The organism is Bradyrhizobium sp. Leaf396 (genome assembly GCF_001424605.1).
Classification (GTDB): domain Bacteria; phylum Pseudomonadota; class Alphaproteobacteria; order Rhizobiales; family Xanthobacteraceae; genus Bradyrhizobium; species Bradyrhizobium japonicum_C.
The window spans coordinates 194,107-207,563 of the sequence record NZ_LMQJ01000002.1 but is presented as its reverse complement, the minus strand read 5'-3'; the positions used below and the strand labels follow the sequence as shown (position 1 = coordinate 207,563).

The window sequence follows — 13,457 nt, the reverse complement described above, 5'->3', positions numbered from 1 at the left end:
TTGAACTTGTCAGGCTGATGGGAGCCGCAACTCCGCGTGAAGGCCTCCATTTCTGCCATTGGATAGTTCGACAGAGCCGCCGTGCAGTGTGGCGAGATCGCGGACGATTGCGAGTCCGAGCCCGCTTCCCGGTTTGGCCTCGTCGAGCCGCTCGCCTGGGGCGAACGCGCGGTTTAGTGCATCAGCCGGGATGCCTGGCCCGTCATCAACGATCGTAATAAGGAGCTGCCCCGTCGGGGTATCGCGCGTAGCCTTGATCGAGACAACACCACGAGCCCACTTGCAGGCATTATCGACCAGGTTGGCGACCATCTCGTCAAGGTCGTTGGGATCGACGGCGGCAAGCAATTCCGTCTCGGCTGTATGGACGATCGTCAGCTCACGATGAGCATAGAGCCGCCGCATCGCCGCGGCTATTGATGCGAAGGCAGGTTCGACCTGCGTGATGACGCCAGGCAGGCCGGCGTTGGCTGCGGCACGGGCTCGGGCAAGCTGGAAATCAATCTGGCGCTGCATCCGCCCTGTTTGCTGAGTCAGGACCGCGGCGCCCTCGGTATCACCTCTCGCGAGCAGCCGGCGCGCTTCGTCCGTCAGCACGGCCAATGGTGTCTTCAGGCCATGCGCGAGATTGCCCGCCTGCGTGCGGGCGCGGCGAACCATCTGGGTATTGGCGTCGATCAGAGCGTTGAGATCATCGACCAGCGGCCGAACTTCGGACGGGAAGTCACCAGGCAGGGTTTCTGCTTTGCCCGCGCGAATGTCGCCCAGCGCGTCGCGCAGACGGCGCATGGGACGCAGACCAAACCAGGCCTGCAACGTGCCGGCCCCAATTAGGGCTATTGCCAGTGTGCCGAGTGACAGGGCCAGCGCCTGATTAAAATGTCTCAGTACATCATCGACGATCCGCTGGTCGGCGCCAATTTGAAGCACGTAACCGTTTTCAGCGGTCTGCCACGGTCGCTCATATGCGATCATCGGCTCACCAGCCGGGCCAGCTTCGACTGAGCGAGTAAGCTGCCGATCCGCCCCCCGCGCGGGTGGCGGAAAACGCCGTTGCGGTTCGAGGGAGGCTGATTGTAGGACGATGCCGTTGCGATCGCTCACCTGCCAGTAATAGCCAGTCCCGGGCTGCGCGAAGCGCGGATCACTGAGCCTTTGTGCCAGAGCGACATGTCCGTCGGCCGTGCGGGCCAACAGACCTTCGAGCTCGTCGAGATGACCGATCAGCTCGGCATTGACAAGCTCCGTGACGTGCGCCCGGAACAGCGCGGAAATCGAAACGCCAGCGACAGCGATACCTGTCACGGTCGTGAGAATAACGCCAACCAGCAGCCGGGCGCGCAGACTTCTGACCATCAGCCGAACCTGTAGCCCAGACCGCGCAGGGTCCTGATGGTATCGCGGCCGATTTTGCGTCGCAGCCGACCGACATAGACCTCGATCGTATTCGAGCTGCGTTCCTCATTCAGGCCGTAGAGATGGTCGAGCAACTCGGCTTGCGTCACGACGCGGCCGACGCGATGCAGGAAGAGGTGGAGCAGGCGAAATTCCTGTGCCGTCAATTCGATCGGCTGGCCCGCAACATTGGCGGTGCCGGCAACGGGGTCAAGCACGATATCTCCGTGGCGCAATTCGGAGGTGGCTTGGCCCGCGACGCGCCGCATCAGCGCGCGCAGGCGAGCTGCGACTTCGTCGACGTGAAACGGCTTCGCCACATAGTCATCAGCCCCTGCATTGAGACCTTCCACCTTCTCAGTCCAGCTGCTGCGCGCCGTCAGGATCAGGACCGGTGTGGCGGCCCCGGTACGTCGCAACCTCCGTAAGACCTCGATGCCTGACAGGCCGGGTAAACCGAGATCGAGAACGATCGCGTCGAATTCTTCTTGCAGCGCGAAGGAAAGGGCGTGCTCACCATCTTCCACATGCTCAACGACAAAGCCAAAGCTGGCCAACCCTTCCTTCAGGCGGGCGCCAATGTCCTGATCGTCTTCGACAAGAAGAATGCGAATGGTCATGTCTCCTGATTGCTGCAGTCCGATACTGGATCAACCTGCATTTACGCTGACAGCTTGTGTTCAGACTAGCGTGGCAATCAGGCGTCTAGAAGTCAGTGTTGAGACTCGTGCCAATGTTAAAATTGCTCCTGATAATCGTTCGCATATCAACAATTATCTTGGTGACCCCAGCCTTCGCTCAGCAGGCCGCCGTGCTGTCGATTGATGCACTTGCCAATTCCGTCGTGGCAAGTAACCCCGAACGACGCTTTTATTTCCAGCAGATCGGGCTTGCAGGTGTTGAGCGCGACGCGGCTGATCGCCTGCCGGACCCTGAAGCTGCATTCGAGTTAGGCGAACGCCGGATGGCCGACGGCCTGACAGGTGCACCGAAAGGCGCCGGGCCGACATATGGCTTGTCGATTATGCAGCCGCTCGACTTTGCCGGACGCGGGGCGCTCCGTCGCGCCATCGCCGAGCATCAGATCGCGCTGGCGCGGCTCGGTCTTGCGCAATTCGACGCAACGCTCGCAAGCCGGGCACGCTCTTTGGGATATGCCTTGTTCGCGGCCGAGCGGAAAGCCGCCGCGGCACGCGACGTTGCCGCGCGGATGCGCGAGCTTGCACGCGTTGTGGAGCAGCGGGATCCGGCGGGCATCGCCACCACGCTGGACACGGCCATTCTGGATGCGGGTGCCATCACGGCGGAGCGAAATGCCGCGATGGCTGATTCCGAGACCAGCACGATCGTCTACGAACTGAATCAACTTCGCGGCGCGCCGCTCAAAGCGCGGCTCCGCATTGCTCCGCCCGATATCACGCTGCCCGGCCTTCCGTCGGTCGAGCGCATGGCGCAACAAGCTGGCATCAACAATTTCGAGATTCAGTCGCTGCGCGCGCAATTGCAGCAGCAAGGGTTGCGCGTTGACCTCGCACAAGCAGCGCGTGTGCCGAACGTCTCAGTCGGTCCCTACTTCAATCGCGCGAAGTCAGACAGCCGCGAGACCAATTTCGGCATACGGCTGACGACGACGTTGCCGCTTTGGAATAGCCAGGCTGCTGGCCTCGCACAGGAGTTGAGCCGTCAATCCCAGGGCGATGCGGCCCTGCTCGCCGCCAACCGACGGATCGCGAGGCAGGTTTACGAACAGGCAGCCTACTACGAGGCGAAGCGTCGAGCCCTTGCGGGCTGGCCAGCCGGGGCCACCGAGAAATTTGCGGCCGCAGCTACCGCCGCCGCCGATAGTTATCGCCAGGGAGCGATCCCGATCGCAACTTACGTCGAGATGCAGCGCCAGTATCTGGACGCGCTGTCGGCTCTGCTCGACACGCGACGTGAGGCTATGGAAGCGATGCTTCAACTTCGGGCGCTCAATGGCGGCCGCAGCTTCGACGGCGTGTCCCGATGACGCGGCGGATTCTGGAATGGACAACCGGTCGACCAGCCACGGTGATGATCATCGCTTTGCTGATCGCTGGTCTTGGAATCTGGTCTTTCGTGAATCTGCAAATCGATGTCATTCCCGACATCACAGGCGTGCAGGTGCAGATCAACACGACTGTTCCTGCCCTGGCGCCAGAGGAAATCGAGCGTCTTGTGACGCTGCCCATCGAGCGCAGCATGGGTGGTCAGCCGGGCCTGCGGGAAATGCGATCGCTCACCAAGACCGGACTGTCACAGGTCACGCTCATCTATCAGGACGGCACGGACCAGCTTCGCGCACGCCAATTCGTCAACGAGCGGCTTTCCGCAGTGCGCGACATGCTGCCAGCCGGATCATCGCCGCGCCTCGCTCCGATCACCACCGGGCTTGGCGAAATCTGGTACTACACACTCGAATGGGCGCAACCGCCGTCCGATTTGGACGAGCGGCAACAACTGATGGAGTTGTTCGAGGCTCAGGAATATATCGTGCGCCCGATGCTGCGCGCGATCGAGGGGGTCGCCGACGTCAATTCCAACGGCGGCCTCGAACGTCAGTTTGTCATCGAGCCTGATCTGAAGAAGCTCACGACAGCGGGCATCACGCCGAGCGAGCTTGCCCAGGCTGTTGGCGCCAACGTCGCCAATGCCGGCGGCGGGACCATCACCAAGAACGGCCAACGCTTCACCGTCCGAACCGAAGCGCGTGTCACGACGGCGGAGATGATCCGCGCATTACCCGTGAAATTCGCAGGTGGCGTGCGGCCGCTGACTGTAGCGGATCTGGCGACCGTGACCATCGGCCATGCTCCACGCGATGGCGCCGCGACCACCAACGGCAAGGAAACCGTGCTCGGCACAGTGATGATGCTGGTCGGGCAGAACAGCCGGGACGTTGCCCGGCGCGTCGATGCGCAATTGCCGAACCTGCGCGCCGCGCTGCCCAAAGGCATGATCCTTCAGGTTCAGTACGATCGTTCAGAATTGGTGGATCGCACCATCGCGACGGTCGAGCGCAACCTTGGCGAGGGAGCGTTGCTGGTCGCCGTCGTATTGCTGATCGTGGTCGGCAACTGGCGCGCGGCATTTATCGTCGCGTCGGTCATCCCGCTGGCCTTTCTCATGATGATCTCGGGCATGCATGCGCTCGGTATATCGGGCAATCTGATGAGCCTCGGCGCGCTCGACTTCGGCCTGGTCGTAGATGGCGCGATCGTCGTCGTGGAAAACACATTGCGTCTGATGGGCGAGGCACAGCGCCTCAAGGGGCGCGAGCTGACGGCCGATGAACGCCGTCGCATCGTCATCAACGCTGCGGGGGGCGTGGCGCGGCCCGTGTTCTTCGGCATGGCCATCATCGCGCTGGTTTATGTGCCGGTACTCAGCCTGGGCGGCGTCGAGGGGAAGCTGTTTCAGCCGATGGCGCAAGCCGTGATGCTGGCGCTGGCAGCGGCGCTGATCGTTACCTTTACGCTAGTGCCGGCGCTGTGCGCCCGGCTGCTACGAGGCGAGAAGGTGCGTCAGCCGAGCGTCAGTGAAAAGGAAGATTCTCTCCCGGAGATAACCGCCGACAACCACATCACGCATAACGGTGGCTTCGCCGGCCTCGTGATCCGGGGCTACCGTCCCGTCCTGGACTTCGCCCTCCGTCATCCCGCTGCCCTTCTCGTTCCATCGGCAGTCCTGTTGGCCGTGGCATTGAGGATATTCCTGACCCTTGGCTCGCAGTTTACGCCACGCCTCGATGAGGGCTCCATCACGGCGATGGTCTACAAGCCCGTGGGGATGTCGCTCGACCGTAGCCTTGAGATCGAGCAGCAAACCGAGCGTGAAATTTTGCGTCGCTTTCCGCAAGTGACCCGAACCTTCTCCCGCATCGGCACCAGCGCGGTTGCGACCGACCCGATGCCGCCGAATGAGAACGACCTCTACATCTTCTACAAGCCGCTCGACCAATGGCCGCAAGGTCCGGACATGCCGCGCAACAAGAGCGAGCTGGTTGCGGCGATCGAAAAGGCTGCCACTGCGCTGGCGCCGGAGCAGTCATTCCTTTTCGCGCAGCCTATCGAGATGCGCTTCAACGAAATGTTGGAGGGCACGCGGGCGGATCTGTCGGTCAAGATATTCGGAGACGACTACGACGTGCTTGAGCGGCTCGCCGCGCAGGCGCGAGAGGAATTGCAAGGCGTGCCCGGCACCGCCAATGCCGCATTCGAAGCGGCCAGCCGCACCCACAGTGTGGTGGTCGAGATCAATCACGACGCGATGGTGCGGTTGGGGCTGGGAACCGCCGAGGTCAACCGTGCCATTGCGTCAGCGATCGGTGGGGACGAGGTCGGCTTCATCGCGGACGGAGAGCATCGACACGCGATCGTCGTTCGTATGCCCGAGTCCTTACGCGCGGACACAAAATCGATCCTCTCCCTTCCATTGCGCGTCGGCGCGTCCGGCCTTGTGCCGCTGGACCGCGTTGCAAGTCTGCGCGAGATGAGAACGGTCGAACCGATCCTGCACGACAATGGTAAGCGCCGCGCCGCCTTGATGGTCAATCTCAACACCAGCGACATCGAAGGTTATGTGACCGCAGCGCGTGCACGCCTCGACGGCAAGCTTGCGCTGCCTGAATCCTATCGCATCGAGTTCGGAGGCCAGTTCCGTCAGCTAGAAGCGGCCCGAGCCCGTCTGATGATCGTCGTGCCGGCGGCGCTGCTGATGATCTTCTTGCTCGTTTATTCGGCGTTGGGGAGCGTCCGTCATGCCGCCGTCGTCTATACCGGTATTCCGTTTGCGATCACCGGTGGCGTGCTGGCACTCTGGCTACGTGACATGCCATTCTCGATCACCGCCGCGATCGGCTTTATCGCGGTCTCCGGCATCGCGATGCTGAATGGTCTCGTTCTGATCGATCATATCAATGCGTTGCGGCGGAAGCTGCCTGTTATCGAGGCAGTCCGGCAAGCCGCCACGGATCGGCTCCGTCCGGTATTGTCGACCGCCATGGTCGCGGGAATCGGCTTCGTACCGATGGCGATTTCACAGGGCGCGGGAGCGGAGGTGCAACGACCGCTCGCCACTGTCGTCATCGGCGGCGTCCTGTCGTCCACCGTTCTGACGCTGCTGCTGTTGCCGGCGATCTACCGATGGATGGAGCGCCGCTCCGCAGCCGTCGTCGAACGAGAGAAACAGCCGTTGGAAGTGGAGGTTTCAGCATGAAAAGATCGAATCGGCTCCGTGACGTGGCAATCTTAGCCGCTATGACGTCACTTTTCTTTGTCTCGCCGGCCCTCTCGCTCGCAAGTTCTCCTGTCCATGACAATCAACCCAGTCCTTTCTACGTGCAAAACCTGCCGGCGGAAGTGCGGGCAGGCCTTCAAAAATACAGGAAGGTATGTGGCGATGAATTGACAACAACGCGTGGCTTCAGCCGCTTCATTGACGTTGGGAACGTTCGTCTCATCGCTCTTCATCTTCATGAACTCAGATGTGGCGACCGCCTTACGTTTTGTAGCAGCGGAAAATGCCTCCATCAGGTCTACATGTCGCACCACGGACGATATCATCTGGTGATGAGTGTCAGGGCAAATGAAGTCACGTTGAGAGGCCTGGACAACACTCCGGCGATTGAAGTTGAATGCGGCTTTGGACTACAGCGTATGTGGCGATGGAACGGTAGGCGTTTCATCGGAAGATAGCATCATTGATCAGCCTGACCGGCCAAGTTTCCAGATCGATCTCGAAGGCAAGGCGCCTTTTCCTATGTGCTCAGCGCCGCGTTACAAAGCCTTAGAAATGTAATTCAGGACCATGTTCCATGCGAGCCCTTCATAAAGAGAACCATCTGATCGAACGAATAGGTTGGCTTCGCGCAGCGGTGCTAGGCGCCAATGACGGGCTGATTTCAACATCGAGTCTGATCGTCGGTGTTGCCGCCGCGACCGCCGCTTCCCACGAAATTCTGGTTGCTGGCGTAGCGGGGCTCGTCGCCGGAGCAATGTCGATGGCTGCAGGCGAATATGTGTCGGTCAGTTCCCAGGCCGATACGGAAGAAGCCGACATGGCGCGTGAGCGCCGCGAACTTGCCACGCAACCTGAAGCGGAGCTGGCCGAACTCGCCGCGATCTACGAGCAGCGTGGTGTAACGCCCGAACTGGCGCGACAGGTCGCCGAGCAGATGATGGCAAAGGACGCCTTCGGGGCCCATGCGCGGGATGAACTCGGACTGACCAGTCATGTGATGGCGAAGCCAGTTCAAGCGGCTTTCACTTCGGCGGTCACCTTCGCATCTGGCGCGACTTTGCCGCTGGCCGTCGCTCTCCTGTCGCCGGCCTGGACCGCCACCTGGACCGTCTCCATTGCCTGCCTCATCGGACTTGGCGTTCTCGGAGCGATCGGCGCTCGCGCTGGCGGCGCCAGCATATGGAAACCCACTCTTCGGGTCGTGTTTTGGGGAGCAGTCGCCATGGCCTCAACTGCGACCATTGGTGCCCTCATCGGTCGAGCCGTCTAGTTCGCGGAGCTCTCTATTTTTTAATCGATTTTGCACTCGATATTTGCATCGCTGCAGAATGGGATTTTCTGCGATGTATTCCAGCGGTACCCAATCACACATGCCGCGGACTTCAGGACTAGGAGAGAGCCACTGCGTACGCGGCCCAGATTTGGAAAGAGCTAGTCATTTCCTCATAGACCCGGGAGAAGCAAAATACCGGATACCTTGTACTTGGTCCGATATCAGCTCCGCGTTCGGTTCGGCGCACCCGTTTGGGTGGGGCTATTGGCGGCAGCCGGCGAACGCTGAAAGATGAGAGGATCACGATGCCCCAAAATAAATTAATCGCAGATTCAATCACATATGCGTTCGCACTTTTATCCAGTACGGCGCGCCATTCTCCTTGTGAGATTGGCTCTTTCCCCCACACATTGTCCTTGTTATTTCTGTAGCCTGCCGTCCGGCCATATCAGCCGTCACGCCTGCAGCGCCGTGCGCGCGGCCAGTATCTCGGGCCAGCGCCTTTACACTCGCCCTTGAAAGTGAAGGCGCGTTCTAGCTTTGTGTCAATCGAACGCCACGCCGATGCGCGTAGCGCTCCGCCAGACTATTCGACACTGTGAGCAAGCGCCGCCAGGTTCTATTTTCAGCTCGAAGGCATCCGGAATGTTCAGGGCAGCAGGAACTTCGAGGCAGGCGCCTGTGTCCGACAAGTTTCGGACGACGCAACTTATCACGGACGATCGCTGATTGAGAATGATCTTCCCCGTCAACAGCGTGCGGCGACGGCGAGTGGTGCGACGCTCCGTCATAACCAATACCAAACGACGCCGCAGGCGGTTGTCGCTGCCCCGCGTCTCGCCTCGACGGCCACCTTCGCGATTCCCGTATCGCGTGGCAGGTTATTGGCGAGTATTTTGAAGACGAGAGCCCCCGGCATAGCGCACTCGCAATACTTCAACGTAGAAACACCATCCGCGCGGTTTGGCCGAGCAGGACAAAGGCCAAAGATTCGTCCCAGTAGCTCAAGACTCCCAATCTGAATCGTTGGTGGTTCATGAGGGCCAAGGCACAGCTGATAGCCGCGCTCATAAACAGCATCATCGTAAGCGCTTTCCCGAATCCCCAGGGCAGCGGGCTTTGAGCACCGGCAAAGATCAGCACGATCAAAAGTTTGAGAGAAAGGCGACGGAGCACAAAGCGCGAGTCCGACGTCATTTTCGGCTCGGCTGCATAACGACGTCGTATCCGCGAAGAGGCAGTACGAAAGAGACACTGCGATAAACGCAATGTCGGTCGGGCAAAGGCATCCAAGCCCGTGCGGCGAAACCGAAACGCCGCTTTCAGAAAGGTTAAGGACAACGAATAAAGCAATCGCCGAAGACGAGGGCTTCGCGCGACGATGCGCTCGACAAGAACCATATCGATACCCACACTAGACCTCGGATCGAAATAAATCAGAGCGATCACATCGCTAGTGAAGTCGACGCGCCCGTGTCCGGTGAGTCTAAGCGGCTTGATATTGCGCAGGTAGTTATCGCCGAAGACCTTACAATATACGATGGTATATCCCGGATATTGTTTTGTATATCGGATCAACCCCGCAAGACACTGTCACTCAAGGAATGACGGTGATATCCAGCCAATGTCATCTAGCGGCTCCAACCCGCTGCCGACGCATGAGGATCAACGAGCAATGCCAAGCGACAGTAGTCGAGCAAGCGTGCCGCTCAGGTCGTTCTCGCGAGTCTGAATCATCAGTCTCGCCTGTGACGGCCGAGCGGCTCGTCACGGAGGTGAGACATGACTCTCCAATTTTTTACTCTGCCGGCTTCGCTCCGCGTTTCGCGGATCGCCTCGCCGAAACGCAATCCCGCATTCGCCGACCCGCGATGCGAGCGTGACCGTCCTTTCACGAAGTCTCCCCGCACGAACCGGACTCGACTGGTCGCGGCGTGGCGTGTCAATGGCGAGACCGGTCGGCTCGAATGCATCTGGATGCTTGACGCCGAACCAGACACGGGCGGCGGGTTGCGCCGATTGATCGAGCGCGCCGGACTCCTTCTTGCAGTTTACCAGCATGGTCGCTTTGCGGCGTGAGGCGTGTGATGCATTCCCTCACGCTGCATAAGGCCAGCACGGCGATGGTTCTGGTGTCCGCCGGCCTGGACGGGCTTCACCCCCGCCGGGGCGGCAATCCGTACTCGCGCAGAATCGCACGGTCGCGCGAAGGTGCGGACCCTCCCTGGTGAAGAGCGGCTGCGCTGCTCAAGCGCGGTCCGAATGCCGAGCGTCGTGAAGATGCATCGGTTTCATTATCCCCTCAGCCGACCAAGACCCCAAGCGCCGAAGACCGTGCCGAGAGGCGCATGGTCTCGGCGCTTGCGGCAGGAGATTCATCCAATGAATGCCCCCATCCTCAAGGCGGCTCTCAAGCCGCGCGGAAAAGACGAACGCAAGCTGTCGATGAAGGCGGTCCGTGAAGCCCAGAATGGGTTGGATGACACCTTCGAAAACGTCAAAGGCGACCGCAACGGCCTGATTGCCCGAGATGCGATCGAACGGCTGGCAAAAGACGGCCCCAATGAGGTTGCGCAAGAGCGACGCCTGCCAGCGGTTGTTCAGTTTTTTGGCGCTTTCAAGAATCCGTTCATTGCAGTGCTGCTGATCCTGGCTGGGATCAGCGCTGTAACGGACATCTGGCTTCGGCTTCAACATGGCGAGGATGCGGATCCGACAAAAGTCACCATCATCATCGTGATGGTGCTTGCCAGCGCCTTGATGCGCTTCGTTCAGGAGTACCGATCGAGCGCTGCGGCCGAAGCTCTGAAGGCGATGGTCCGCACGACGGCGACGGTTCTTCGTCGAGGATCGGCAACGTCAAATCCCGAAGCATTCGAAATCCCGATGCGAGAGATCGTCGCCGGCGACATCGTGCGTCTTTCAGCAGGGGATATGATCCCGGCAGACGTGAGGCTGATCGAATCCCGCGATCTGTTTGTGAGCCAGGCAGTGCTCACCGGTGAGGCCATCCCTGTTGAGAAGTATGACACGCTCGGGTCTGTCGCCGAGAAGTCCGCGGCGAGCGTAGCGTCCAGCGAAATGAACGCGCTCGACATGCCCAACGTCTGCTTCATGGGCACCAACGTCGTGAGCGGCACGGCGACCGCGCTTGTCGTTGCCACGGGTGCTCGCACCTATTTCGGATCGTTAGCCAAGGCGATCGTCGGATCGCGCGCTCAAACGGCGTTCGATCGCGGCATCAACAGTGTGAGCTGGCTGCTCATCCGCTTCATGCTCGTCATGGTTCCTGTCGTCTTTGTCATCAACGGCCTGACCAAAGGCGACTGGGTGGAAGCGCTGTTGTTCGGCCTTGCCGTCGCCGTCGGACTTACCCCCGAAATGCTGCCGATGATCGTTTCCTCGAACCTCGCGAAGGGCGCCGTAGCGATGGCGCGGCGCAAAGTCGTCGTGAAGCGACTCAACGCCATTCAGAACTTCGGCGCGATGGATGTTCTCTGCACGGACAAGACCGGCACGCTGACTCAGGACAAGATCATTCTGGAGCACCACGTCGACGTTACCGGGCAACCCAACGCTGACGTTCTCCGGTTGGGCTGGTTGAACAGCTACCACCAGAGCGGCGTGAAGAACCTGATGGATCAGGCCGTCGTGCGATTCGCCGGGGCGGAGCCAGCCATCACGAACACGGCCGCGAGCTACCGAAAAGTCGATGAACTTCCGTTCGACTTCGTGCGCCGCCGACTCTCAGTGGTCGTCGAGGGCGAGGACGGAGATCACTTGCTCATCTGCAAGGGCGCGGTTGAGGAGATGCTGTCGATCTCTACGCACGTCAGAAGAGGCAAAGATCTGATCCGCCTTGGTGACGTTGAGCGCAAGAATCTGGCTGCGATGGCTCGGGCGTACAACGAGGACGGATTCCGTGTGCTGGTCGTCGCCACCCGAGGGTTTGTGGCGTCCGAGGCCAAGACGCATTATGCCATCGCGGACGAAGCCGATCTCACGATTCAGGGGTTCCTTACTTTTCTCGACCCGCCAAAGGAGACGGCTGGACCAGCAATCGCTGCGCTCGCGGAGCATGGCGTCAAGGTCAAGGTTCTTACGGGCGACAATGCGGTCGTGAGTGCCAAGATCTGCCGTGAAGTAGGACTTGAACCGGGCCAAGCCGTACTCGGGCGCGACATAGAAAAATTGGACGACACCGCGCTTCGCGTTTTGGTCGAGGAGCGGACGATCTTCGCGAAGCTCACTCCGCTCCAGAAGTCGCGTGTATTGCAGGCGCTTCAGGCTAACGGTCATACCGTCGGATTTCTCGGTGACGGCATCAATGACGCCCCGGCGCTGCGCGATGCCGATGTCGGCATTTCCGTCGATAGCGGCGCCGATATTGCGAAGGAGTCGGCCGATATCATCCTGCTCGAGAAGAGCCTGATGGTTCTTGAGGAGGGTGTGCTGAAGGGGCGCGAAACCTTCGGCAACATCATGAAATACCTCAACATGACCGCCAGCTCGAACTTCGGAAACGTGTTTTCAGTGCTGGTGGCGAGCGCATTCATTCCGTTCCTGCCGATGCTGTCGATCCATTTGCTCGTGCAAAACCTGATGTACGACATTTCCCAATTGGCGCTGCCTTGGGATCACATGGACAAGGAGTTTCTCAGCAAACCGCGGAAGTGGGATGCCAAGAATATCGGTCGTTTCATGATCTGGATCGGGCCGACGTCCTCGATCTTCGACATCACGACGTTCGCTCTGATGTGGTTCGTCTTTGCCGCCAATAGCCCGGAGCATCAATCGCTCTTTCAGTCGGGCTGGTTCATCGAGGGCCTGCTTTCTCAAACGCTCGTGGTCCATATGCTGCGTACCCAGAAGATTCCCTTCGTCAACAGCACAGCGGCTTTGCCGGTCTTGCTGATGTCGAGCGTCATCTGCGTACTGGGGATCTATTTGCCGTTCTCTCCGCTGGGAGCAGCCATCGGATTGCAGCCCCTGCCTATCGCCTACTTCCCGTGGCTGGCCGGAACGCTGCTCTGCTACTGCCTCGTCGCTCAACTGATGAAGACCGTCTACATCCGCCGGTTCGGACAATGGTTCTGACGGCCAAGCGCATGAGAGGTCCTGATCATGTCCACATCACCGTTGATCCTGAGATTTGCGCCGCCGCAGGCTGGAGACTGCCCGCGACAAGGGCCGCCACCGCCGAGGCGACAAGCGCCGCGTCCGCCCCACAATCGCGAGCCGGGCGATGCCAGGTCGTCGCTTCGGAATCGGTTGGACAGACGTTTGTGTTGGGCTTTGGCGGTTTTGGCGATGTTCGTGACGCATGCGGCCGTTCACCTTGCTCGTCGCCGTCTGCTGGACGGTTTCAAGCTCAGATTCCTGCTGCGTTGCGGCGCACGGTTGAACAGAGCGGCGATATCGCGAATGCGGCGTTGCCGCTGGTGAGCCACACAAGCGCAAAACGATCGCTTGCATGGAACCAAAGCACGAGGCCCGGACCTGAACCGGACTTCGATCAGCAAGGAGCTTC

8 protein-coding genes are annotated in these 13,457 nt (G+C 60.2%); 4 read left to right on the top strand and 4 right to left on the bottom strand.

The window, feature by feature from the left end; translation table 11 throughout:
• Positions 1-9: 9 nt before the first annotated feature.
• Both ASG57_RS03385 and ASG57_RS03380 read right to left on the bottom strand, forming a co-directional pair.
• Positions 10-1,356: a sensor histidine kinase gene (locus ASG57_RS03385; protein WP_006022561.1), complete on the bottom strand. Its 1,347-nt coding sequence runs from the start codon at positions 1,354-1,356 to the stop codon at positions 10-12.
• On the bottom strand, positions 1,356-2,009 hold the full coding sequence (locus tag ASG57_RS03380) for a response regulator transcription factor (protein ID WP_024343199.1): 654 nt from the start codon (positions 2,007-2,009) through the stop codon (positions 1,356-1,358). The genes ASG57_RS03385 and ASG57_RS03380 overlap by 1 nt, the downstream gene beginning before the upstream one ends.
• A 113-nt stretch (positions 2,010-2,122) precedes the next feature.
• On the opposite strand from ASG57_RS03380, the gene ASG57_RS03375 reads away from it, so the two are divergent.
• From ASG57_RS03375 to ASG57_RS03360, 3 genes are all read left to right on the top strand, one after another.
• The gene (locus ASG57_RS03375; RefSeq protein WP_244490925.1) at positions 2,123-3,403 is read left to right on the top strand and encodes a TolC family protein; all 1,281 of its coding nucleotides are present in this window, start codon (positions 2,123-2,125) and stop codon (positions 3,401-3,403) included.
• Complete coding sequence (locus tag ASG57_RS03370; RefSeq protein WP_006022564.1) at positions 3,400-6,630, top strand: efflux RND transporter permease subunit; 3,231 nt, start codon at positions 3,400-3,402, stop codon at positions 6,628-6,630. The genes ASG57_RS03375 and ASG57_RS03370 overlap by 4 nt, the downstream gene beginning before the upstream one ends.
• A gap of 598 nt (positions 6,631-7,228) precedes the next feature.
• Positions 7,229-7,924, top strand: a complete 696-nt coding sequence (locus tag ASG57_RS03360; protein ID WP_006022566.1) for a VIT1/CCC1 transporter family protein — start codon at positions 7,229-7,231, stop codon at positions 7,922-7,924.
• A gap of 548 nt (positions 7,925-8,472) precedes the next feature.
• Here ASG57_RS03360 and ASG57_RS39905 read toward each other — a convergent pair.
• Positions 8,473-8,718 (bottom strand): PilZ domain-containing protein, encoded by a 246-nt coding sequence (locus tag ASG57_RS39905; protein ID WP_080655009.1) that lies wholly within the window; start codon positions 8,716-8,718, stop codon positions 8,473-8,475.
• Between the two features lie 145 nt (positions 8,719-8,863).
• On the bottom strand, positions 8,864-9,340 hold the full coding sequence (locus tag ASG57_RS37515) for a hypothetical protein (protein WP_124810153.1): 477 nt from the start codon (positions 9,338-9,340) through the stop codon (positions 8,864-8,866).
• Positions 9,341-10,309: 969 nt separating this feature from the next.
• Between ASG57_RS37515 and mgtA the strand changes: the two genes are divergently transcribed.
• Complete coding sequence (mgtA, locus tag ASG57_RS03350) at positions 10,310-13,024, top strand: magnesium-translocating P-type ATPase (protein WP_006022571.1); 2,715 nt, start codon at positions 10,310-10,312, stop codon at positions 13,022-13,024.
• Positions 13,025-13,457: the final 433 nt, after the last annotated feature.

What these genes read in the sequence shown, in the direction of transcription:
- ASG57_RS03385 (WP_006022561.1), bottom strand. Translation starts at nt 1,356, where the DNA reads ATGGTCAGAAGTCTGCGCGCCCGGCTGCTGGTTGGCGTTATTCTCACG.
- ASG57_RS03370 (WP_006022564.1), top strand. Translation starts at nt 3,400, where the DNA reads ATGACGCGGCGGATTCTGGAATGGACAACCGGTCGACCAGCCACGGTG.
- ASG57_RS03360 (WP_006022566.1), top strand. Translation starts at nt 7,229, where the DNA reads ATGCGAGCCCTTCATAAAGAGAACCATCTGATCGAACGAATAGGTTGG.
- ASG57_RS39905 (WP_080655009.1), bottom strand. Translation starts at nt 8,718, where the DNA reads ATGACGGAGCGTCGCACCACTCGCCGTCGCCGCACGCTGTTGACGGGG.
- mgtA (WP_006022571.1), top strand. Translation starts at nt 10,310, where the DNA reads ATGAATGCCCCCATCCTCAAGGCGGCTCTCAAGCCGCGCGGAAAAGAC.